The following is a 23,106-nucleotide window of genomic DNA, read 5'->3' on the forward strand; positions in this document are numbered from 1 at the left end:
TCCTGAAAGAAGGTATATACATAAAAACATGCGTTCGCTTCCTTATTGAGTTTTTAGGTTCCCATTTTTATGGTATCATAGTAATGGTTGCTTGAAATGTTTATAACAATCGAATCAAATGAATAACTTTGCGAGGGGTAGTGTCAATGGCAGCAAATAAATATGATGATACATCAATTCAGGTACTTGAAGGGCTTGAAGCAGTCCGGAAGCGACCGGGTATGTATATCGGATCGACAGACTCAAGGGGGCTGCATCACCTCGTTTACGAAATCGTGGATAATGCAGTGGACGAAGTTCTGGCCGGATTCGGTTCCGAAATCGATATCACGATCCACAAAGACAACAGTATTACCGTCAAGGACAATGGAAGAGGCATGCCGACTGGGATGCATCAGTCAGGTGTCCCGACGATCCAGGTGATTTTCACTGTGCTTCATGCCGGGGGGAAGTTTGGTCAGGACGGAGGATACAAGACATCCGGTGGCCTACACGGCGTAGGGGCTTCGGTGGTAAACGCGCTCTCCGAATGGCTGACAGTGACTGTCCGGCGCGACGGTCACGAATATGTTCAGAAATTCAAAAACGGCGGGAAACCGGTCGGTAAACTTTCTAAAAAAAAGGTCGGTAAAAAAGGATCCGGGACGACGGTACATTTTAAGCCGGATCCGCAAATCTTCTCAACGATAGAATATTCTTTCAGTGTCCTCAGCGAGAGACTTAGGGAATCTGCCTTTTTGCTGAAGGGCGTGACCATCAATGTGTCTGATGAACGCAAGGAGGCGGAAGAATCTTTTCACTATGAAGAGGGGATCAAGGAGTTCGTTCATTACTTGAATGAAGAAAAGGACACACTGTCCCCGGTCGCTTATTTCGAAGGTGCGTACAAAGGGATCGAAGTCGAGTGTGCTTTCCAGTACAATGACGGTTACTCCGAAAACCTTTTAAGCTTTGTCAATAATGTGCGCACAAAAGATGGGGGAACCCACGAAATCGGTTCAAAGACGGCTATCACGAAAACATTCAATGAATATGCAAGACGAGTCGGCCTGTTGAAGGAGAAAGACAACAATTTGGAAGGAACGGATGTTAGGGAAGGAATCGCAATCATTCTTTCAGTCCGCATACCGGAAAGTCTGCTTCAGTTTGAAGGTCAGACCAAGAGCAAGCTGGGTACTCCGGAAGCACGGACCGCTTGCGATACAATCATATCGGAGCAGTTTAACTTCTTCCTGGCTGAAAACGGCGAAATGAGCCAGCAGATCGTGCGTAAAGCCATTAAGGCTAGAGAGGCTAGGGAAGCCGCCAGAAAAGCCAAGGAAGACTCCAGAAACGGCAAAAAGCGCAAACGCAAAGAGACCCTACTGTCCGGCAAACTGACTCCTGCCCAAAGCAGAGACGCCAGCAAAAATGAACTTTATTTGGTTGAGGGAGACTCAGCGGGTGGTTCAGCCAAACAGGGACGGGACAGAAAGTTCCAGGCCATACTGCCACTTAGAGGGAAAGTCATCAATACTGAAAAAGCAAATATGCAGGACATTCTGAAGAACGAAGAAATCAGTACAATGATCTATACGATCGGCGCTGGTGTCGGTCCCGAATTCGATTTGAAGGACTGCAACTATGACAAGATCGTGATCATGACAGATGCTGATACGGACGGAGCCCACATTCAGGTGCTGCTTCTGACATTCTTCTATCGGTACATGAGACCACTGATCGAAGCAGGAAAAGTCTATCTTGCACTTCCTCCTCTATACAAAGTATCTAAAGGTAAAGGGAAGAGTGAAGTTATCGAATATGCCTGGACTGATGAAGAACTGGACAAGCTGCTGAAGTCATTTGGCAAGAACTACATGATCCAGCGATATAAAGGACTGGGAGAAATGAATGCCGACCAGTTGTGGGAAACCACGATGGATCCCTCTACCCGAACGCTGATCAGAGTAACGATCGACGATCTCGCCCAGGCAGAACGCCGCGTGTCTGTTCTGATGGGGAATAAAGTCGATCCGAGAAGAAAATGGATCGAAGACAATGTCGAGTTTTCTCTGGAAGAAGAAGGAAGCATTCTCGAAACGAACGAGGTTATGGATGAACTCGAAAATACAATCCAATAGCAAGAAAGGTTTGAATGACTGACATGACAAAAGATCGAGCAGAAGTACAAGAACTAACCTTGGAAGAGGTCATGGGTGACCGGTTCGGCCGGTACTCAAAATACATTATTCAGGAACGGGCCCTTCCGGATATAAGAGACGGACTTAAACCTGTTCAGAGACGTATCCTTTACGCCATGTTTTCTGAAGGCAACACTCAGGATAAAGGGTTCAGAAAATCTGCCAAGACTGTCGGTAACGTCATCGGTAACTTCCACCCGCACGGCGACAGCAGTGTATATGAAGCAATGGTAAGGATGAGTCAGGACTGGAAGATGAAGACGCCACTTATCGATATGCATGGGAACAACGGAAGCATGGATGGCGATCCACCTGCAGCTATGCGTTACACGGAAGCGAGACTGTCTAAAATCGCCTCTGAACTGCTTAAGGATATCGATAAGGAAACGGTCGAACTGGTACTCAACTTCGATGATACGACGAACGAGCCAACTGTTCTTCCAGCTCGTTTTCCAAATCTCCTGGTTAATGGAGCAACAGGGATTTCTGCAGGTTACGCGACGGACATCCCGCCACATAATCTCAAAGAAGTGATCGATGCCTGCGTGTATCTGGTGTCTCATCCTAATGCATCAATAGATAAGTTGATGGACTTCATCAAAGGCCCTGATTTTCCTACTGGTGGCATCATTCAAGGAGTCAAGGGGCTTAAGTCTGCTTATAAGACTGGCAAGGGGAAAATAGCCGTCAGAAGCAAGACTGAAATCGAGTCTTTGAGAGGCGGAAAAGAACAGATCGTCATTACAGAGGTCCCGTATGAAGTCAACAAAGCGACCCTTGTGCGTAAAATGGACGAGATACGTTTGAATAAAAAAATTGAAGGCATAGCTGACGTCAGAGATGAAACTGACCGTACTGGCCTGCGTATCGTAATCGAGCTGAAAAAAGATACACCAGCAGCGGGAATCCTGACTTATTTGTTCAAGAACACAGATCTTCAGGTCTCCTATAACTTGAATATGATTGCCATCTGTGACAGACGGCCTCAACAAGTTGGCATTAGAGAAATACTGAATGCCTATCTGAAGCATAAGCGTGATGTCATTATTAAACGTACGAAATTCCTGTTAAGCAAAGATAAGAAACGGGCCCACATCGTTGAAGGTCTGATCAAGGCTATTTCCATTCTAGACCAGGTGATCAAGACGATTCGACAGAGTGCCAACAAAGCTGATGCCAAGGACAATATCATCAAAGCCTATGATTTTACTGCCATGCAGGCAGAGGCGATTGTCAGTCTGCAGCTTTACCGCCTGACTAATACAGATATCACACAACTGCAGAAAGAGGCAGAAGAACTGAATACCCGGATCGATGAATACAATAAGATCCTGACTGACGAAAAGACACTGAACAACGTCATTCGAAAAGAATTAAAGGAAATCGGCAAGACTTATGCCCAGGACCGTAAAACAGTCATTGAAGAAGAAATTGAAGAATTAAAAGTAGAAAAAGAAGTGCTGATTGCTGAAGAAGAAGTGATTGTTTCTGTCACCAGAGATGGCTACCTTAAGAGAACCAGTCTGAGATCTTACGGGGCATCTACTCCCGAAGAAATTGGACTGAAAGAAGGAGACTACTCGCTCTTTACAGAGAAGATGTCGACGCTCGAGCAGGTTGTCCTGTTTACTTCCAGAGGGAACGTGATCAACCGACCAGTCCATGAAATTCCAGATATTAAATGGAAAGATCTTGGTCATCACATATCTCAAAGCATAGGCCTGGCACCAAACGAGAAAATCATTGCAGCCTACGGACTGGATGACTTTAGCGACAAGCAGCGTTTCGTCTTTATCACCAAGGAAGGCTACATCAAGCAGACCTTAGTATCTGAGTACGAACCAAAACGGACTTACCGCTCGCGGTCTGCTACAGCAGTCAAACTAAAATCAGCAACTGACGAATGTCTGTCCGTCTATTTAATTGACGATGACAGTAAACTGGACGTCTTCCTGATTACTCACCTTGGATTCGGCTTACGTTATAATTTAACGGAAGTGTCTACAGTAGGCGCCGGAGCTAGTGGAGTAAAATCGATCAATTTGAAGAAAACTGATCATGTGGTAAACGGAATCGTGTTCAATCCTGAAGAAGGGAACAAGAGCATCATGCTGGTAACACATAGAGGTGCAGTCAAGAAAATGAATGCGAAAGATTTCGACCTGATTTCCAGAGCGAAGAGGGGACTGCTGGTTCTAAGAGAACTGAAGAACAAACCTCATCGGGTGTCTCTTGTAATCGATGTAGATGACGATCAGAATGAATGGACGATCGTCACGGACAAGAATACCAGACAGCTTCTTGTGCCGAAAGACTATTCCTACAGTGACCGTTACAGTAACGGATCCTTTATTTTTGATGAAGATTCTGACGGAACGCCAGTGGATGCCTACAAGGCAAAAACAGTTGAAATCGAAAAAGATGAAAAAGATGAAAAAGATAGTTAAGTAATTTGTGCATGACGTGAAACAAGGCTGGAAACCAGCTATATCTTTGATTTTCTGAACGACTACAAAAGACGAGCGGCTTTTCTATTGATGAGAAAAGCGGCTCGTCTTTTGTTTTGATAAAATCTACCAGTGGTCATTTATAGTATTCAGTTTTCTGCTAATTTCTTAAGCTTGTTCAGGTGAGCGTCTTCTCCTAGGACAATCAGTGTCTGACCCGGTTTGAGCAGATACTCTTTCGTCAGATTGAATATGATTCCGTCCGTCGCATTGTCATTTTCCTTGACCGCAATGCTGATCAGAGCTGTCTGTTCAGGGATATTGGCATCCATAAGCGTTTTATGACTCAGCCTTGAGCCGTCGTCATAGGAGCGACTTCCTGAAAACCGACAGTGGACTTCGTTATTACAGTCATATAGATGGCATCCATAAGACTGATATTCAGAAGAAGAGAATAGCCGATCGTTCCAACGATAACAATAGCTATCAGAAGATAAAATATAAGAAATATCTGTTTGCGCTGCTGGAAGGGGGCAGCGCATTTCTATGGTCTTTTTATCATTTTAGCATGGATATCAGAGAGAACATAGCCGGAAGGTGAAGAATCATTCCTGCCAACATATCGTTCAGCAGTGAGTTGTGCAGTCTAGTTCTACTTTTACTTCTTAGAGGCATTCTCAAGCGGAAGTAAAAGTAGAAAGACTCTCTTTCTACATTGATCCATCAAATCAGACATAAAGTGAAGCAAGGAGACGTCTAGTTCTAGCTTATGATAAAGTATACTGCGGTAGTTTCCATTAGGAGAGGTCTAAGAGAAGGATATCAATCATGAAATAATATAAGCTACAAGTAGAAGGGGTCTAGTTGTAGCTTACTTACTTGACGACTAACTAAACTATAACTAAAAAGTCTTTATTTATATTTGAGATATCTGAATAAGCACGAAACTGTCATTACCGCTCCTTTAATTGAAGCTTAAGTCATGGCTGATTAATATGCTCTCGTTAGAAAGACCTGCTCAATAATAAAGTTATCTGTCAGCAGACCAGGGTAGACAATTGAAACTGACTGATCTACAAAAAAAAGACAAGACCGAGTGATCAGTCTTGTCTTTTGAATTAAATTTACCTATGCAATGATTTAGCCTCTAAAAGCTGCACGGTAAACTTCTGCGAGCTCTTTGACTAAAGGCATTTTAGGATTAGCTGTTGTACATTGATCTTCAAATGCACGCTCAGCCAGGTCGTCAACAACTGCTTCGAAAGCTTTTTTATCAACGCCGTTATTTTTGATACCCATTGGAATCTCCAGTTCTTTAGCAAGATCATAGATGGCTTTGATCAGACTTTCGACACCTTCTTCAGTCGTGCTGGCTGGAAGATCAAGTGCTTTTGCAATCTCAGCATAGCGTACATCTGCGATAAAGTGCTCATATTTAGGGAAGGCAACGAATTTAGTTGGCTTCTTGGCATTATAGCGGACCACGTGTGGCATAAGGATTGCATTGGCGCGTCCGTGAGCGATGTGGAATTGTGCACCCAGTTTGTGTGCCAGACTGTGGTTGATACCCAGGAATGCATTCGCAAAGGCCATACCGGCAATTGTTGATGCGTTGTGCATCTTTTCTCTAGCTACTTCGTCATCACCATTGTGATAAGCAGCAGGCAGGTGCTTGAATACCAGCTGGATCGCTTTGATTGCCAGACCGTCAGTGTAGTCGTTGGCCATGTTTGACACATAAGCTTCGATCGCATGAGTCAGGACATCCATACCTGTATCAGCTGTAACCACTTTTGGCACACTCATGACAAACTGAGGATCAATAATCGCAACATCCGGAGTCAGCTCGTAGTCTGCCAAAGGATACTTGGTTGATTTTTCAGTATCAGTAATAACGGAGAATGACGTTACTTCAGAACCAGTACCAGATGTTGTAGGGATTGCTACGAACTGTGCTTTCTCTCCAAGAGTAGGGTACTTGTAGACACGTTTTCTGATATCCATAAATTTCTGCTTGATGCCGTTGAAGTCTGTATCTGGGTGCTCGTAGAACAGCCACATTCCTTTAGCTGCGTCCATTGGAGACCCTCCACCCAAGGCGATGATGACATCCGGCTGGAAAGCAGCCATTGCTTCTGCGCCTTTTAGAACTGTTTCTTTAGATGGATCCGGTTCAACATCTGAGAATATTTCGCAGTGAACATACTCCTGGCGGTTACGCAGGTGATACAGGACACGGTCAACGTAGCCCAATTCAACCATCATAGGATCAGTTACAATGAACGCTTTCTTAATGTCGGGCATTTTTGCCAGATACTGAACAGAGTTACGTTCAAAGTACACTTTTGGTGGAATCTTGAACCACTGCATATTGTTTGTACGTTTCGCACGTTTCTTCACATTGATTAAATGCATAGTACTGACGTTAGTTGACACTGAGTTTCCTCCAAACGATCCACATCCTAGAGTTAGGGAAGGGAGAAAAGCATTGTAGATGTCACCGATAGCACCTTGAGATGACGGTGCGTTGACAATCAGACGACCCGCTTTCATTCGACTGTCAAACTCGCTGATAACCTGGTCGTCGTTGGAATGGATAACTGCTGAGTGACCTAAACCACCATACGCAAGCATTTCTTCAGCACGTTTGATTCCTTCTTCAGAACTATTGACTTTGTAGGCAGCCAGTACTGGGCTAAGTTTTTCTCGTGAGAGAGGGAAGTCTCTTCCGACACCAGGGTATTCAGCAACAAGAATTTTCGTATCTTCAGGCACGTTTACGTTTGCCATTTTAGCAATCTGATATGCTGAGCGTCCGACGATATCCGGATTCAAGTGATTATCTTCTGAAACCATCAGCTGCTCCACTTTAATGCGTTCCTCTTTAGTCAGGAAGTGGCAGCCGTTGTCGATCATCTGTGATTTCACTTCTTCATATACTTCTTTATCAGCGATGACAGCTTGTTCAGAAGCACAGATCATTCCGTTATCGAATGTTTTGGAAAGAATCAGGTCGTTCGTTGCTCGTTTGACATTTGCAGTCTTTTCAATGTAGCAGGGGACATTACCGGCACCAACACCAAGAGCAGGTTTTCCTGAGCTGTAGGCTGATTTAACCATGCCTGATCCGCCAGTTGCAAGAATAGTAGCTACTCCGTCGTGTTTCATCAAAGTCTGTGTCGCTTCGACAGACGGTTTTTCGATCCACTGAATACAGTTTTCCGGTGCACCTGCTTTAACTGCTGCTTCGTAAACAGCACGTGCCGCAGCTGAACTGGATTTCTGAGCAGAAGGGTGGAAAGCGAAAATGATCGGGTTACCTGTTTTAATAGAAATCATAGATTTAAAGATTGTTGTGGAAGTAGGGTTGGTTACTGGTGTAACTCCGGCAATGACACCGACCGGTTCAGCAATTTCAACTGTGCCTTCATGAACGTTCTCATTTATTACACCGATTGTTTTATCATGTTTGATGCTGTGGTAGATGTATTCTGAAGCAAAAAGGTTTTTGATGATTTTATCTTCATATACACCACGACCAGTTTCTTCTACAGCCAGCTTAGCTAAAGGCATATGCTGATCAAGAGCAGCCAGAGCCATTTCCTTCACGATGTTATCGATTTGTTCCTGATCGAGTTTGTACATATTATCGAGAGCTGCTTTAGCTTTCGTGACTAACTGATCGATATCTTTCTGTACATTTGTTACTTTGGTAGTTTTGTCTAATACTTTGACCATAATGGGTTCCCTCCATTTAGTTAGTGAAGTATTGAGCAATGTTAGATTAAAATAAGTCTTCCTCCAATTCTATCGTCTTATAAAGATGAAAAATGAAGAAAGCTTGTATGCTCAACACTTGAATTGTTTTTATCTTTTTACAAGCACATCATAACACAGTGAAATCGCTTGCTTAAAATGGCAATTGTGTCAGATTTGTGACACATTGTGATTAAACTCACAATATGCACTTGTTGGAGAGTCCCCCTTTATTGTCGTTAATTGTTCAAATATTCACTTGTATAAAGTGAGTCAATGTGATAAAATGAACATGTAGAAAAACGTGAAAGACAAAGGAGAATCGAGTATGGAAAAGCAACGCACAGATGAGATGACTTTGGAAACTTTATGGGAAGGGTTCAAGGGAAAGAAATGGAAAGATACCATTGATGTCCGTAACTTCATTCAGAGTAACTACACACAGTATGATGGTGATGAGTCGTTCCTTGAAGGCCCAACTAAACACACAGAAGAGCTGTGGGAACAAGTGATGGATCTTAACAAAAAAGAACGTGAAGCAGGCGGAGTCCTTGATATGGATACTTCTATTGTTTCAACAATTACTTCTCATGGACCGGCTTATCTGACTAAAGATAAAGAAAAAGTTGTCGGATTCCAGACAGACAAACCATTCAAACGTTCACTTCAGCCGTTTGGCGGCATCCGAATGATGGAACAGGCTGCAGAATCATATGGTTTTGAAGTAGATCCTTATCTCTCTCATATCTTCAGAGACTGGAGAAAGACGCATAATGAAGGAGTGTTCAATGCATATACGCCTGAAATGCTAGACGCGAGACGCACAGGTGTCATTACCGGTCTGCCTGATGCCTATGGCCGTGGAAGAATCATCGGTGATTACCGTCGTGTGGCGCTGTATGGAGTCGACCGTTTACTAAAAGAGAAAGAAGCGGATAAAGCCCAGTCAGATACTGCTATGATGAGCGAAGATATTATCCGTAAACGTGAAGAACTGAGCGATCAGATAAAAGCTCTTCACGAACTGAAGGAACTGGGTAACATTTACGGATTTGACATCTCACGTCCTGCCAGGACAGCTGTAGAAGCGTTCCAGTGGCTGTATCTTGGTTATCTGGCCGCAATCAAGGAACAGAATGGTGCCGCAATGTCATTAGGCCGCACATCAACTTTCCTTGATATCTATATTGAAAGAGATCTTAAAGAAGGCCTCATGACTGAAGTAGAAGCACAGGAGCTTGTCGATCACTTTGTCATGAAACTGCGTCTTGTAAAATTCGTTCGTACGCCAGAATACAATGAACTGTTTTCAGGTGATCCAACATGGGTAACAGAAGCAATTGCCGGTGTGGGAATCGATGGGCGTCACCTGGTCACTAAGAATAGCTACCGTTTCTTAAACACGCTGAGCAACCTGGGTCCTGCTCCTGAACCTAACTTGACTGTTTTGTGGTCAACTAAGCTTCCGTCAGCATTCAAGAACTACTGCTCTAAAGTATCTATCATAAGCAGTGCGGTACAGTACGAAAATGATGACATCATGCGTGAAGAGTGGGGCGATGACTATGGTATTGCCTGCTGTGTGTCTGCTATGCCGATTGGTAAACAGATGCAGTTCTTTGGAGCTCGTGCAAACCTGGCAAAAGCTTTACTCTATGCCATCAATGGCGGCGTAGATGAAATGAAGAAAACTCAGGTTGGACCTAAATTCCGTCCGATCACTTCTGAAGTTCTTGATTATGATGAGGTCATGGAAAAATACGACGATATGCTTGACTGGCTTTCAGGCATGTATATCAATACTCTGAACATCATCCACTACATGCATGACAAGTACAGCTATGAAAGCATCGAAATGGCTCTTCATGATTCCGAAATCGTCCGTACTATGGCTACTGGAATTGCCGGATTCTCAGTTACAGTCGATTCTCTGTCCGCCATCAAGTATGCAACCGTGAAAACAGTAAGAGATGATAGTGGCCTAGTTGTCGACTATATCATCGAAGGCGATTATCCTAAGTACGGAAATAATGATGATCGTGTTGACCAGATCGCGGTGGATCTGCTTAAGTCATTCATGAGTAAAGTTAAGAAACACCCAACTTACAGAAATGCAGTACACACAACATCGATCCTGACCATTACTTCAAACGTCGTATACGGTAAAAAGACAGGAAATACACCAGACGGACGTAGAGCAGGCGTGCCATTTGCACCAGGCGCCAATCCGCTTCACGGAAGAGACACAAACGGTGCTCTTGCAAGTCTGAACTCTGTAGCGAAACTACCATACGATCAGTCGCTTGACGGTATTTCAAATACCTTCTCTATCGTTCCTAAAGCATTAGGAAAAGAAGAAGAGACTCAAAAACGTAATCTCTCAGCAATGCTGGATGGATACGTCAAAAAAGGTGGGCACCACCTGAACGTCAATGCGCTAAACCGTGAGACGCTTGAAAATGCTATGAAGCATCCGGAAGAGTACCCGCAGCTTACCATCCGAGTATCTGGTTATGCGGTAAACTTTATCAAACTGACGAGAGAACAGCAGCTTGATGTATTGAGCAGAACATTCCATGACAACATGTAAGACAAGTCGGTAAGGGACTTATTTATAGGGGGAACAACAAATGGCAGAAAAAACAGTAGGATATGTACACTCAATCGAGACATTCGGTTCACTGGATGGACCAGGCATTCGATTTGTGGTGTTTATGCAGGGGTGTCGTATGCGCTGTGAATTCTGCCATAACCCCGATACATGGAATATGGGAGGCGGCACGCCCTACACTCCCGAAGAAATGCTTGAAAAAGCGATTGACTATAAGGACTATTGGGGTGAAGAAGGTGGAATTACAGTAAGTGGTGGCGAACCCCTGCTGCATATCGACTTTCTGATCGAGTTTTTCAAGCTCGCTAAGGCAGAAGGGATCCATATGTCTTTAGACACCTGTGGTCAACCCTTCACCTATGATGAACCTTTCTTCAGTCGTTTTCAGGAGTTAATGAAGTATACAGACCTTGTTCTGATGGATATCAAGCATATCGACAATGAGATTCATAAAAAATATACGATGCATCCAAATACGAGCATCCTGGATATGGCAAATTACTTGTCAGAAGTAAACGTGCCTATGTGGCTGAGGCATGTCTTAGTCCCTGAACGCTCCGATTATGATGAGTATCTGCAGCGGTTAAGTGACTTTATAGACCAGCTGGACAGCGTTGAGAAGGTTGAAGTCCTTCCGTACCATAAACTGGGTGTATACAAGTACAAGGAACTCGGTATTCCATACAAGCTGGAGCATATCGATCCACCAACGGCAGAACGAGTTGAAAATGCCAATCGTATCCTTAAGACTTACAAATATCAGAAAAACTGATTTTTAAAGAACTTTGCCTGTCTAGATTTCGTTAGACGATAAAGGTAAAGTTCTTTTTGCTTTGATTGAAATTTTCACTAAATTACTATATTCTTATATTAAAGACATTTATCACAAAGGAGAATGACAGTGAGTAAACTATTGATTTTCGGACATCAAAGTCCTGATACTGATGCAATCACTTCTGCCATCAGCTTTTCATATCTTCAGAATCAGTTAGAGAAAAACACAGAGGCCGTTGCTTTAGGAGAGGTTACAGACGAAACAAAATATGCCCTTGATTTCTTCAATACAAAAGCGCCAAGAGTCATCTCTTCAGCTGCCGATGAAGCAGATGAAGTCATGCTGGTCGATCACAATGAAGCTCAGCAAAGTGTATCAGATATCGATAAAGTTGATGTCGTGGCCGTTGTTGATCATCACCGTATTGCCAACTTCCAGACGGCTAATCCTCTTTATTACAGAGCAGAACCTGTGGGATGCACAAACACCATCATTTTGAAATTATACAAGGAAAATGGGATCGATGTACCTAAAGACATCGCCGGACTGATGCTGTCAGCTATCATTTCAGATACCCTGCTTCTCAAATCACCGACATGCACACCTGAAGATGAAGAAGCAGCTAGAGAGCTTGCTGAGCGGGCAGGTGTCGAGCTTGAAGCATACGGGAAAGATTTGCTGAAAGCCGGTACGAATACGGCCGACAAGTCTGCTGATCAGATTCTGAATTCAGATGCCAAGAACTTCCCGATGGGCGACCTGACTGTTCGCATTGGACAGGTCAATGTGGTCGACGTGGATGAGGTTCTTAACCGTAAGAATGAACTGCTTGAGGAGATGGCTGCTCAAAGTAAAGCTGAGGATTATGATCTGTTTCTACTCGTTATAACAAACGTGCTGGAAAGCGACTCAGTTGCGCTGATTCATGGAGATCAGAAAGCTGAAGCTGCAGAAGCATTTGATAAAGAAGTAGACAATGACCTGATCCTTCTTGAAGGTGTTGTGTCAAGGAAGAAACAAGTTGTTCCTCCATTGACCAAAGCATTAAGTTAGTTAGATGAATGATAAAAGAACACCCCTGCTGGTTTTGAAACTGTCGGCAGGGGTGTTCTGTTGTATTTAAATAGAGTATGACTTTTCATTTGAACACTGGAGTCGTTTCCTAATCAGCTTGAGACCAGTGATCATCCCTGATCCGCTGACTGTGGAAAGAAAGGCGATGGCACCCAGTTTTCCACCTGATCCGTCAAATAGGGAAAAAGCAGCTATGAAGAGTATGCCTGTCAGGACACTTAAAAAGAGCATCTGACGGTAGGTCGATACTCTAACAGGGGATACCATTCCAGTAAAAGTTGCGCAGAAGGCAGCTACGACCACTGTATGGGTTGCGTCTGGGAATAACAAGGCAATGACCAGCCCTACTAAAGCGGAAGCTGTCACAGCATTCATCTCTAGGGCTTTCTGAAGAAAATAGGTAGCCATGCCAGCGATTATGACAAACAGAAAAACAAGGAAGTATAAATTTCTAGAAAGTGGATCTATTGTTCTCAAAGGTGTACCTATAAGTGCAGAAGCACTGTAGGTTCCAGCAAAGGCCATGAATCCAAGTTTTCCTCCATAGCCAACAAAAATATTGGAAGAGAGAATAAACAGGGCACTTGAAATGATGCTGGCAAGCAGAAGCGAAAGAGGGTTTGAAAAAATAATGCTGCACGCCATACCTATAAAAGATCCACAGTAAATTGCTGCTGCGTATTTTCTGACTGCCCATGCTCCTGCAAGCCCTACGGTACTGGATGCAAGCACACCGCCTATTCCAAATGAATGGTTTAAGAAAAAGGTCAGGTAGGTGCCTCCTGTCAGAGCCAGGAGTGTGTATGTGGAACTGCTTGCCAATGTAGCCGCATTGGTTTTGACAGTACCTTTTAAATCAGTCCATTCCGTTCGTATCTGGAACAGTAAAGAAAAGGCTGAGAGGGCCACAATAGCGAACAGAAAGATATTCAAGTTTTGAATGGTACTGGATAACATCGACTGAAAGATAAGCAGAGCGGTCAGAATCAAAAATATAAAACTAGCCAAGGTAATCACTGTATTCGCTCCTTATTAGTGAGTTAGTTCACATGAAAAGGTAAAAAAGATGCGAATTAAGTAAGTAATCGCTATCTCCTATATTGTGAGTGTATCACAAACAACCAATAAAATAAAACTTTTTTCACAAAATCATTTAAAATAGCAATTTATTAAACTGCTGTCATATTATTCTAATGTTTTACTTCTTTAGTACAGTTGTTTACAAGCAGTGGGGAGGTTTGTTATCAGATAGAGAGCAATTTGGGGCGTTGGTAGATTCTGTTCTGGTTATAGTGTTCAAGCCACCGGAATTTAAGGGCTATTTTGAGAATAAAATAAGCAATGAGAGACCCCTAACTGTATCGGGTGTCCCATTGCTTTTACGAATTATACAAGGTGCTTTTTTGTCTCTTGAATAGTATTTAGTATGGAATGAACTCTTCCACAAAAGTTTCCTTGTTGAAAGCAGCCATCTGCTGTGAGAAGGATCCGGCACCGTGTTCAGTAAACCAGTCAAAGCGCAGCTGGTCGTTATACAAGACCACTTTATCCCCTACAGAGACAGACTCATCGATTTCGACAAGCAGGTGGCTCATCATCATTACTCTTATTGGATAAGACTGGTCATTGATCAGTACAGGGAAGTCTCTTCTAGACAGGATCAGTCCGTTTCCATACCCGATATCACAAACTGCCAGTCGGGTAGGTTTTTCTGCTCTGAAAGCTGCAGAATATCCGGCATTCTGTCCAGCCGGCACATCGGTAATTTCTATCACGTTAGCGGTGACTTCAACGGTCTGCCTGGCGATCGCTTCATCCAGCCCTTGATAATATGGACGTGTCCCGTAAAGAATGACGCCCCCGCGGATATGTGTATGACCCTCATGCAGGCCTTCTCTTAAAAAGGACGCACTATTCTGCGCATGGATATAGGTCAGATCAGATAGATGGTCATTTAAATCCTTCAGCACAGCCTGCCAGTTTGCGACCTCATTAGCATGACGGCCTGTTTCAAAATCATCAGCATAAGCAAAATGAGTCCATATACCATTAACATCAAGCTGGTCATCTTCCAATATCGTCAGCATATCTTTAGAAGAAGTAAAGCCCAGTCGATTCAGATCATTTCTGAACACCAGCTGTACCGACAGTCCTTCGAGCTCATCTCTATAGGTTGAGTAAAATTCGAAGGAGGGGACGGACAAGGTGATGTCATGCTGTCTAAGTTCATCAAATGCAGTTGACGGATCGAGAAGGAGCACCAGGACATTCTGGTCGTAACTCCTGAGACGTTTGGCTTCTTTCAGGTTAGTCGTAGCAAATGCCCGGATTCCTCCATGGTAGAAGGCATCGAAGGTGTCTTTCAGTCCAAAGTTATACGCATCGTTTTTAACAATTGCGATCGTCTGGACCTGACTCTGAATGTCCCGGGCCTGTTCAGCCAGCCGTTTCTGATTTCTGATCAATCGTGCTGTCATGTCAAAGCTCCTAATGTATGAAGGATTGACTGATAGTAGTGCACCCCTTTTTCTAGCATCGATTCGTCAAAATTGAACAATGCAGTATGGAGGCCATGGATGTATCCTTTTTCTTCATTTCTGACACCTAGAAAAGCGAAGTTCGTTTTGGCAATAGACGAATAAAATGAGAAGTCCTCACCAAAGAGATAAGGTTCTTTCAGTAATTCTAGAGATAAGTCAGCCCGTCTGCAGCTTTCTGTCACAGTATCCATCAGTTCATCATTATTGTAGACTGAAGGATACCCTTTAGCCAAAGTCAGCTTGGATTCAGTTTTGTATAATGAATCGGTTGCACTGATGATTTCTTCCATTTTAACTTTTATGCGTTCAAGGTCTTCTGGATCGTATGTGCGAATCGTACCTTCAATATAGCCTTCTGACGCAACCGTATTAATGGCTTCTCCGGCATAGAGTTTTCCAATATGAAGAATATTCTGATGTAGCCCGTTCAGAAAGTAGTGCTGAACTTGTGAGAGTTGTGTTGCAATCTGGGTCACTGCGCCAAGCGCACTGTTACCCTTATCTTTCTGAGCCACGTGAGCAGACAGTCCTTTAACACGAATACGGTATTCAGTTGCACTAGCCATCAGAAAACCTGGTTTAGTCGCCAGGGTGCCTTCCGGAATATCCGGACCGAGGTGCAGACCGTATATCTGTGATACGTGGTATTCTTCGAAAGGAAAAGCTTGAATCAGTGCATCGGCACCGGCATTTGATTCTTCAGACGGCTGGAAAATCAGCAAGACATTCTTGTGTAAATGCCCAGCGTCATACTGTTCCTTGAGCCATTCGGCAAAAGTAAGAAGAATAGAAGCGTGCCCATCATGACCGCATGCATGCATTGCACCTTCATGGGATGATCGATAAGGCAGATCTGTTTCTTCCTTTATCGGTAGCGCATCGATATCTGCTCTGAACCCGATCGTTTCTTTGTCATCAGAAGTCCCTTTGAAATAGACGACCGTAGCTGTTTCCAAAGGTTCGAAGTAGGGAATGTCCAGATAGCTGAGCTGCTGTCTTATATAGTTGGTTGTTTTAAATTCCTTAAAGGACAGCTCCGGGATTTGATGTAGGAACTGTCTGTGTTTTATAGCTCTTTCTAGTAAATCAGTCATGTCATCCTCCAGTTGATTCGGACAGTCTGCAGATGTCTCTTTTTTATGTTCGGGATAGTATAAAGATCGAGCTGCTTGTGTAATTAAAGTTATCTGATGATGATCTTATTTCTTCAACTGTCTAAGCGCAGAAATAATAGCCACTTTATCCGATTCGACTTCATCTGTGTTTTTGATCTTGCGGGCAGGGACACCGGCAACGACAGTGTTTTCAGGAACATCTTCTGTGACGATCGCACCTGCAGCAACGACTGAGCCCTTACCGATCGTGACGCCTTCAAGCACTACAGCATTTGCACCAATCAGTACATTGTCTTCAACGACGACCGGCTTGGCGCTGGCAGGTTCGATGACTCCTGAAAGAACGGCACCGGCTCCAACGTGAACATTCTTACCAGTGATCGCACGACCACCAAGAATAGCACCCATGTCGATCATAGTGCCTTCTCCGACGACAGCACCTATATTTATGACTGCGCCCATCATAATGACTGCACTGTCACCGATGACCGCATGTTCTCTGATGAATGAACCCGGTTCGATGCGGGCGTTGACTTCTGTTGCATCGAGTAATGGAATAGCTGAATTACGACGATCCTGCTCAATGACCAGATCAGCTAATGCGTCACTGTTTTCATTGAAGAAGGGTTTCCAGTCGTTCAAGTCAGCGAAAATTGTATAGCTGCCATCAGATCCGAAGACTTTGAACGTATCGGGAAATTCGTCTTTCTTCATAGCTGTGTTCACATATATTTTTAGAGGGGTCGTCTTTTCTGAGTCACTGATGTACTGGATGATTTCTTTTGCGCTGAATTCTTTCATTATTTACACTCCTAAATTATTGTAGGTATAAAACCCATTAGTTTTGTTGATCAGTTTTTCGGCCACTGTCAAGGCACCGTTGGCGAAAATGTCTTTGGATTGAGCCGTATGCTTGATGGAAATGACTTCATCTACACCCGCAAACAGGACTTCGTGTTCACCGACGATCGTTCCGCCGCGGATGGTGGAAATGCCGATGTCTTTCTTGTCTCTTTTTTCGGTGACCTGACTGCGGTCGTAAACTTCCCTGGCATCCTGACGGCCGTTATCCTTGATCGCATCAAGCAGCTTGATCAATGTTCCGCTTGGCGCATCGATTTTTTTATTATGGTGCTTTTCGATCATTTCGATATCGTAAGCGTCCATAAGCGGTGCGATGTGCTCGAGCAGTTGAGTGACGATATGCACCCCATAGCTCATGTTGGCAGAAAAGAAGACTGGAGCGGACTCCGCCTTTTCCTGCATCAGTTTGACCAGGGTATCTTTTTCTCCGGTCGTCGCAATGACCATCGGGACAGTCAAATCAGACTGCAGCATGCGCTTGGTCAGATCCGGATGAGAAAAGTCGATCAGAACGTCCGCTTCAGGCAGCTGATCATCAAAGGATGTGAAAAGAGGGTAAGGGCAGTTCTCTTCTTCGACTGGTGTGATCACACCGGCGATCGAATGCCCGCCTTTTTCCGCCAGTGCAGCGACACGTTTATTCATTGCGCCATAACCGACTAACAACAGCTTCATATTACCCGTCCTTTCTGATGGAATCAAACAAGCTGATCAGCACGTCTGAATCTTTTTCTTCCAATTTTACAAGAGGCAGTCTCATTTCGTATTCGCCATAACCCAGGTGACTGACAAGAGCCTTGATAGGAATAGGATTGACATCCACACCTAATGCATCCACTAACGGGAAAAGCAGCTGATGGGTCTCAAGGGCTGCTTTGTGATCAGTAGTCGCCTGCTCAAACAATTTTTGGTATTCATTTGGCAAGGCATTGGCCAGTACTGAGATGATGCCATGTCCACCCTGTGCGAAGTAGGGAAGAGCCAGGTCATCGTTTCCACTGTAGAAAGAGAAGCTGTCGTCTACCACTGCCTGAAGCCGGCTAAAGTGCGCAAAGTCGCCTGTAGCATCTTTCAAGGCAACGATATTATCGTGTTTATCCAGAAGCTCAAGTGTTTCAGGAGCAATCGTCATGCCGGTACGAGACGGGACATCGTATAAGACGACAGGAATCGACACGGCATCTGCAACGGCTGTAAAGTGTGCAACAAGACCTTTCTGACTAGTCTTGTTGTAGTAAGGCGTAATAACGAGCAGGGCATCGACACCAAGGGCTTCTGCTTCCTTAGATGCAGCGATCGTCTGAGCTGTATTGTTCGATCCTGTTCCGGCAATGACTGGAATATCTTTGTCGGCTACTTCCAGAGCAATCTTCAGACAATTGCGTTTTTCTTCTGCTGTCAAAGTCGAGCCTTCTCCAGTTGTTCCATTAATGACAAAAGACTGGATACTGTTTTCTTTTAAAAAGTTAAGGTGGGCACGTAATGCATCGTAGTCGACTGCACCGTCAATGAAAGGGGTCGTGACGGCTGCAGCTGTTCCTGTAAATAAACGGGTCATATCAGTTTTCCTCTCCTTTAATCAGTTGGTCAAGTATCTGAACGGCATTCCAAGCGGCGCCTTTCAGTATATTGTCGCTTACTGACCATAAATGATACGAGTTCGGCAGACTTGGATCTTTTCTGATCCGTCCGACGTAAACGCCTTTTTTATGAGCAGCATCAAGCGGTGTAGGGTAAATTTCGTTTTCAGGGTCATCCATCAGTACAACAGAAGGAAAGCCTTCGAGCGATTGTCTGATTTCTTCCACACTTACTTCTTTTTCCAGTGTCACGTTCATGGCTACTGCATGTGCGTGAGGAACAGGTACGCGAACGCACGTTGCCGTCACGTCTAAATTGGGCTGATTTAGTATTTTCTGAGTTTCCTTGATCATTTTCTGTTCTTCTTTAGTATAACCGTCTTCCATAAAGACATCGATCTGTGGAATGACGTTGTGATAGATTGGGTGGTTGTAGTTCTGAGGTTTTTCTCCTTTTTCTCCGCGGTCCAAATCCTCTATCCCTTTCCATCCGGACCCTGATACAGACTGATAGGTTGTATAGGCGACACGAGTGACACCGAAATTATCGGCTAAAGGTTTCAAAGGGACCACAGACTGAATAGTGGAGCAGTTTGGATTGGCAATCAGCTTACGCTTCAGTGATGCGCGGTTGACCTCAGGAACGACCAGGTCTACTGAATCATCCATTCTCCAGGCACTCGAGTTATCAATGATGACTGCACCTGTTTCTTCAAAGATAGGAGCGTACTCGAGACTTGTTCCTCCTCCGGCAGACATCAACACGTAATCATACTGACTGTTTCTGACGTGTTCTTCTGTCAGTTCTTCTACTATATACGTGTTTCCTTTAAAGGTTACTTCTTTTCCAGCTGAACGGGCTGATGAATACAGGGTAAGGGAATCAAAAGGAATTAATTCCTCGTCCAGGAGCTGAAGCATGGTCTGACCGACTAAGCCGGTCGCTCCGACTAGAGCTAGTGATACCATAGTTAAATCATCCTTTCGCAATTCTTATAAATCAAAAAATAAGTTTCAAAGTGTTGAAGTGTTGTCTAGCTTAACTACTCCCGTTGGTCGGTCGATCACAACAATAGTTGTACGTGCTGAAGCACTACAACTTGTAAGGACGTACCAGCCTCTCGAGAAAAAGATAAATGTACCCATTGCGCAGGATGCTCTTCTTCCGCATACTCTGTCTCTACGCATTGGAAATGCTAGAGTCACAGCAATTCGGGGCACATTTCCTCTACTCGCTATCGCTCGGTCGATCTCAACAATAGTTGTACGTGCTAAAGCACTACAACTTGTAAGGTCTACTCGCTATCGCTCGGTCGATCACAACAATAGTTGTACGTGCTAAAGCACTACAACTTGTAAGGTCTACTCGCTATCGCTCGGTCGATCTCAAGTATATCTGTAAGAGCTGAAGCTCGAACAGATACTAAGGTATTTTCTTGTCGAGGCTTAGCGGTACGTGAAGCTTTTCTTATAAATCAAATGTCTGACAGAGTATACGTGTGGCTTTTTCACCGTTTTCTCCATCGACTACATAGGAGACACTAATTTCTGATGTAGTGACCTGATAGAAGGGGATATCAGATTCTATCAAAGTCTTAAAAATTTTTGATGCGATACCAGTCATGTCTCTCATTCCTGCCCCGATGACTGATACTTTGCAGTAAGTTGTTTCGATTTTAACATAGAGATGATCATAATCCGACTTAAGCGAGTCGAACAGTTCGTTCAGTTCTCTTTCTTCAGATTCCTTGAATGTAAATGACAGCTGAAGGCCATCCTGATTCTGAATCTGAGAAATCATATCGATATTGATTTCAGCTTCTTCCAGTTTGATGAACAAGTCATGCAGGAAGGACTGACTTTCGTTAGGGTAGGTGATAGTGACGTGAGCCATCTCTTTATCCAGAGCTACACCTGTCACGGCTTTTCTTTCGAGCATTTGATCATTCGGCACGATCCATGTTCCTTTCTCATTAGAGAGTGTTTTTCCAAGATAAATAGGGATATTGTGATTATTGGCCAGTTCCACGCTTCTAGTCTCCAGTACACCGGCACCAAGAGCTGACATTTCCATCATTTCTTCAAAAGAGATCGTGTCCCATCTCTTGGCTTCAGGATAGACACGAGGATCTGTAGAAAAGACTCCAGTCACATCGGTGTAAATCTCACATGGGCAGTCAAGGGCGGATGCAATGGCAACAGCGGTCGTGTCGGATCCGCCTCTGCCAAGGGTCGTCAGTTCACCGGCCTTATTGAATCCTTGAAATCCGGCTACAATCAGTATGTTCTGCTCTTCAAACAACTGTTCAAGCAGATCAGTCTTGATTGATGAAATCTTACTTTTAAGGTGTTTACCAATCGTTTCGATGCCGGCCTGGTAGCCTGTGAGCGGTTTGGCGTTGACGTTCAGATCATTGAGTGCCAGCGACAGGAAAGAGATGGTCTGCTGTTCACCTGTCGTCAGAAGCATCGCTAGGTCTTTGTCATTCGGTTTAGATGTCAGTTCATTAACTGATGCCAGAAGCTGGTCAGTAGTCTTTCCCATAGCAGAGACAACGACAACTAGCTGCTCGTCAGCTTCTACACGCTCCTTAATGTACTGCGCAATATTTTTTATTTTTGAGAAGTCGGCCACACTTGATCCACCGAACTTTAGTACACTTCTTTTCATAGGCGCTCCTTTATCAGATTGGATAAAACGGACGGCTTCAACCGTGCAGCTTTTTGACTATAAAAAAAACAAGCCGGGAATGCCGACTTGTTTTAAATAACCTATCATAAACAAGTGGAAGCACTCCGTTAAGCACACGCTATGCGGCAGTCTGCATATTGTTCATATGCAACCCAACAACTTATCCTCTGTAAATAATAAGTCATTTCGGCAGATTTCCCTTTCCTTATTTCAGACTTACAGGTCTTTATGAAATAAGTACTCATGATTTCCGCGCCTCATCCAGTTCTAATCTTTAATTGTATAAATTTAATGTTCCTGATTAATAGCTTATCAAATATGCTTAGAGATGTAAAATGTTATTTTGAATTAATTGCATTTTCTAGAGAGAACAATCGACTAGTAGTTCAGTCATTATGTAACTATGAATGGTTTTGGTTGAAAGTGACCGTTTAATATTGTTTGTGACCGTTTTATATGTTAAAATTCAATAGTGAAGAGGTGAGGTAAGTGCTTACAGAAGACAGATATGCTTATATACTGAAGGTGCTGAATGAAAAAAATACGATCACAGTACAAGAACTGATCGATCAACTTAACCATTCTGAATCCACAATTAGACGGGACTTGACCGAGCTTGAAAATCAGGACAGGCTGGTACGTATTCATGGAGGAGCCAGAAGAAAGCGTCAGCCGACTGATGAGGCATCAATGGAAGACAAAACAGTCAAAAACACTCATGAGAAGCAGGCGATAGCCAGAAAAGCAATTGCACTGATTGAAGAACATGAGGTGGTTTTTCTGGACGCAGGATCGACAACCTATGAGATGATACCACTGCTTGCGGATAAGGATATTACGGTAGTAACGAATGGTGTGCCCCATGCAGCACGTCTGGCCGATTACCAGATCGAAGCGATACTTATCGGCGGGCGCATTAAGAAACGGACAAAAGCGGTCATCGGATCAGTTGCGGCAGATCAGCTGGGAGAATACCATTTTACCAAAGCATTCTTGGGTATGAATGGTGTCGATCCAGAAGCAGGCTTTACTACACCGGATGTTGAAGAGGCAGCTGTGAAGAAAAAAGCCATCCGACAGTCAAATGCGACGTATGTATTAGCAGACCCGACTAAATTTAATGAAGTCACGTTTGCTAAAGTGGCAGACATAGACGATTGTGCAGTCATTACCACATCTCTTGCAGAAGAACATAGAACAGTCGCAGAATTAACTAAAGTGGTAACTCCCAATAATCTATGAAAAATTATGTTTCCCAAATTTCTCGTTGCTCGTATGATGATTTCTGTCGATGAAGGTAATATAATCCAATCCTTGTCTGGATTAAACAGCTTTATAACAGATCCAGTAAAGCAACGAGAAGTATAAGAAGGCATGTTTAAAAAACTTCGTTTTTTTGAAGTTTTTCGAGATATGTAAAATCACTTCTACAGTATTAGTCCGTGTACTGTAGAACACTGTTCCCGAAAGAT

17 protein-coding genes and 1 riboswitch are annotated in these 23,106 nt (G+C 43.7%); of the genes, 6 read left to right on the top strand and 11 right to left on the bottom strand.

Features of this window, described 5'->3' with window-relative positions; translation table 11 throughout:
* Positions 1-146 precede the first annotated feature (146 nt).
* Together parE and parC are read left to right on the top strand one after the other, a co-directional pair.
* Entirely contained in the window at positions 147-2,120 is a 1,974-nt protein-coding gene (gene parE, locus ACYQ2O_RS01500) for a DNA topoisomerase IV subunit B (RefSeq protein WP_459795849.1), read from the top strand.
* Positions 2,121-2,134: 14 nt separating this feature from the next.
* Complete coding sequence (gene parC, locus ACYQ2O_RS01505) at positions 2,135-4,627, top strand: DNA topoisomerase IV subunit A (RefSeq protein WP_459795851.1); 2,493 nt, start codon at positions 2,135-2,137, stop codon at positions 4,625-4,627.
* A gap of 149 nt (positions 4,628-4,776) precedes the next feature.
* Here the strand turns inward: parC and ACYQ2O_RS01510 are convergent, their stop codons facing one another.
* The 3 genes from ACYQ2O_RS01510 to adhE all read right to left on the bottom strand — a co-directional run bounded on the left by ACYQ2O_RS01510 (position 4,777) and on the right by adhE (position 8,365).
* Complete coding sequence (locus ACYQ2O_RS01510; protein WP_459795862.1) at positions 4,777-4,977, bottom strand: TrkA C-terminal domain-containing protein; 201 nt, start codon at positions 4,975-4,977, stop codon at positions 4,777-4,779.
* Positions 4,974-5,138 (bottom strand): ion channel, encoded by a 165-nt coding sequence (locus tag ACYQ2O_RS01515; RefSeq protein WP_459795863.1) that lies wholly within the window; start codon positions 5,136-5,138, stop codon positions 4,974-4,976. Before ACYQ2O_RS01515 ends, ACYQ2O_RS01510 begins: the two co-directional genes overlap by 4 nt.
* A gap of 629 nt (positions 5,139-5,767) precedes the next feature.
* Positions 5,768-8,365 (bottom strand): bifunctional acetaldehyde-CoA/alcohol dehydrogenase, encoded by a 2,598-nt coding sequence (gene adhE, locus ACYQ2O_RS01520; RefSeq protein WP_459795853.1) that lies wholly within the window; start codon positions 8,363-8,365, stop codon positions 5,768-5,770.
* Between the two features lie 346 nt (positions 8,366-8,711).
* Between adhE and pflB the strand changes: the two genes are divergently transcribed.
* The 3 genes from pflB (at position 8,712) to ACYQ2O_RS01535 (ending at position 12,822) form a co-directional block, all read left to right on the top strand.
* On the top strand, positions 8,712-10,973 hold the full coding sequence (gene pflB, locus ACYQ2O_RS01525) for a formate C-acetyltransferase (protein ID WP_459795854.1): 2,262 nt from the start codon (positions 8,712-8,714) through the stop codon (positions 10,971-10,973).
* Between the two features lie 40 nt (positions 10,974-11,013).
* On the top strand, positions 11,014-11,766 hold the full coding sequence (gene pflA, locus ACYQ2O_RS01530) for a pyruvate formate-lyase-activating protein (RefSeq protein WP_346025444.1): 753 nt from the start codon (positions 11,014-11,016) through the stop codon (positions 11,764-11,766).
* A gap of 129 nt (positions 11,767-11,895) precedes the next feature.
* Positions 11,896-12,822: a manganese-dependent inorganic pyrophosphatase gene (locus ACYQ2O_RS01535; protein WP_459795855.1), complete on the top strand. Its 927-nt coding sequence runs from the start codon at positions 11,896-11,898 to the stop codon at positions 12,820-12,822.
* Between the two features lie 66 nt (positions 12,823-12,888).
* Here ACYQ2O_RS01535 and ACYQ2O_RS01540 read toward each other — a convergent pair whose 3' ends face one another.
* The 8 genes from ACYQ2O_RS01540 to ACYQ2O_RS01575 all read right to left on the bottom strand — a co-directional run bounded on the left by ACYQ2O_RS01540 (position 12,889) and on the right by ACYQ2O_RS01575 (position 21,613).
* Positions 12,889-13,860 carry a hypothetical protein gene (locus tag ACYQ2O_RS01540; RefSeq protein WP_459795857.1) on the bottom strand — a complete coding sequence of 324 codons (972 nt, stop codon included), beginning with the start codon at positions 13,858-13,860 and terminating at the stop codon, positions 12,889-12,891.
* Between the two features lie 404 nt (positions 13,861-14,264).
* Positions 14,265-15,320, bottom strand: a complete 1,056-nt coding sequence (locus tag ACYQ2O_RS01545; protein WP_459795858.1) for an alanine racemase — start codon at positions 15,318-15,320, stop codon at positions 14,265-14,267.
* Positions 15,317-16,477 (bottom strand): M20 metallopeptidase family protein, encoded by a 1,161-nt coding sequence (locus ACYQ2O_RS01550; RefSeq protein WP_459795859.1) that lies wholly within the window; start codon positions 16,475-16,477, stop codon positions 15,317-15,319. The genes ACYQ2O_RS01545 and ACYQ2O_RS01550 overlap by 4 nt, the downstream gene beginning before the upstream one ends.
* Positions 16,478-16,582: 105 nt before the next feature.
* A complete protein-coding gene (dapD, locus tag ACYQ2O_RS01555) occupies positions 16,583-17,299 on the bottom strand; it encodes a 2,3,4,5-tetrahydropyridine-2,6-dicarboxylate N-acetyltransferase (RefSeq protein WP_346025450.1) in 717 nt (238 codons plus the stop codon).
* 3 nt (positions 17,300-17,302) lie between these two features.
* On the bottom strand, positions 17,303-18,037 hold the full coding sequence (gene dapB / locus ACYQ2O_RS01560; protein WP_459795860.1) for a 4-hydroxy-tetrahydrodipicolinate reductase: 735 nt from the start codon (positions 18,035-18,037) through the stop codon (positions 17,303-17,305).
* A 1-nt stretch (position 18,038) separates the two neighbouring features.
* Positions 18,039-18,920, bottom strand: a complete 882-nt coding sequence (dapA, locus tag ACYQ2O_RS01565) for a 4-hydroxy-tetrahydrodipicolinate synthase (RefSeq protein WP_459770670.1) — start codon at positions 18,918-18,920, stop codon at positions 18,039-18,041.
* Position 18,921: 1 nt separating this feature from the next.
* Positions 18,922-19,911 carry an aspartate-semialdehyde dehydrogenase gene (locus ACYQ2O_RS01570; RefSeq protein WP_459795861.1) on the bottom strand — a complete coding sequence of 330 codons (990 nt, stop codon included), beginning with the start codon at positions 19,909-19,911 and terminating at the stop codon, positions 18,922-18,924.
* Positions 19,912-20,410: 499 nt separating this feature from the next.
* Positions 20,411-21,613 (bottom strand): aspartate kinase, encoded by a 1,203-nt coding sequence (locus ACYQ2O_RS01575; RefSeq protein ID WP_346025454.1) that lies wholly within the window; start codon positions 21,611-21,613, stop codon positions 20,411-20,413.
* Positions 21,614-21,723: 110 nt separating this feature from the next.
* Positions 21,724-21,903: riboswitch (Lysine riboswitch) on the bottom strand.
* Positions 21,904-22,123: 220 nt separating this feature from the next.
* On the opposite strand from ACYQ2O_RS01575, the gene ACYQ2O_RS01580 reads away from it, so the two are divergent.
* Entirely contained in the window at positions 22,124-22,876 is a 753-nt protein-coding gene (locus ACYQ2O_RS01580; protein WP_346025455.1) for a DeoR/GlpR family DNA-binding transcription regulator, read from the top strand.
* Positions 22,877-23,106 lie beyond the last annotated feature (230 nt).

It is taken from the genome of Alkalibacterium sp. m-11 (assembly GCF_054658155.1).

Coding starts and splice junctions, on each gene's coding strand:
- ACYQ2O_RS01550 (WP_459795859.1), bottom strand. CDS start 16,477: ATGACTGATTTACTAGAAAGAGCTATAAAACACAGACAGTTCCTACAT.
- adhE (WP_459795853.1), bottom strand. CDS start 8,365: ATGGTCAAAGTATTAGACAAAACTACCAAAGTAACAAATGTACAGAAA.
- ACYQ2O_RS01575 (WP_346025454.1), bottom strand. CDS start 21,613: ATGAAAAGAAGTGTACTAAAGTTCGGTGGATCAAGTGTGGCCGACTTC.
- parC (WP_459795851.1), top strand. CDS start 2,135: ATGACTGACATGACAAAAGATCGAGCAGAAGTACAAGAACTAACCTTG.
- pflB (WP_459795854.1), top strand. CDS start 8,712: ATGGAAAAGCAACGCACAGATGAGATGACTTTGGAAACTTTATGGGAA.
- ACYQ2O_RS01545 (WP_459795858.1), bottom strand. CDS start 15,320: ATGACAGCACGATTGATCAGAAATCAGAAACGGCTGGCTGAACAGGCC.
- ACYQ2O_RS01570 (WP_459795861.1), bottom strand. CDS start 19,911: ATGGTATCACTAGCTCTAGTCGGAGCGACCGGCTTAGTCGGTCAGACC.
- pflA (WP_346025444.1), top strand. CDS start 11,014: ATGGCAGAAAAAACAGTAGGATATGTACACTCAATCGAGACATTCGGT.
- dapA (WP_459770670.1), bottom strand. CDS start 18,920: ATGACCCGTTTATTTACAGGAACAGCTGCAGCCGTCACGACCCCTTTC.
- parE (WP_459795849.1), top strand. CDS start 147: ATGGCAGCAAATAAATATGATGATACATCAATTCAGGTACTTGAAGGG.
- dapD (WP_346025450.1), bottom strand. CDS start 17,299: ATGAAAGAATTCAGCGCAAAAGAAATCATCCAGTACATCAGTGACTCA.
- dapB (WP_459795860.1), bottom strand. CDS start 18,037: ATGAAGCTGTTGTTAGTCGGTTATGGCGCAATGAATAAACGTGTCGCT.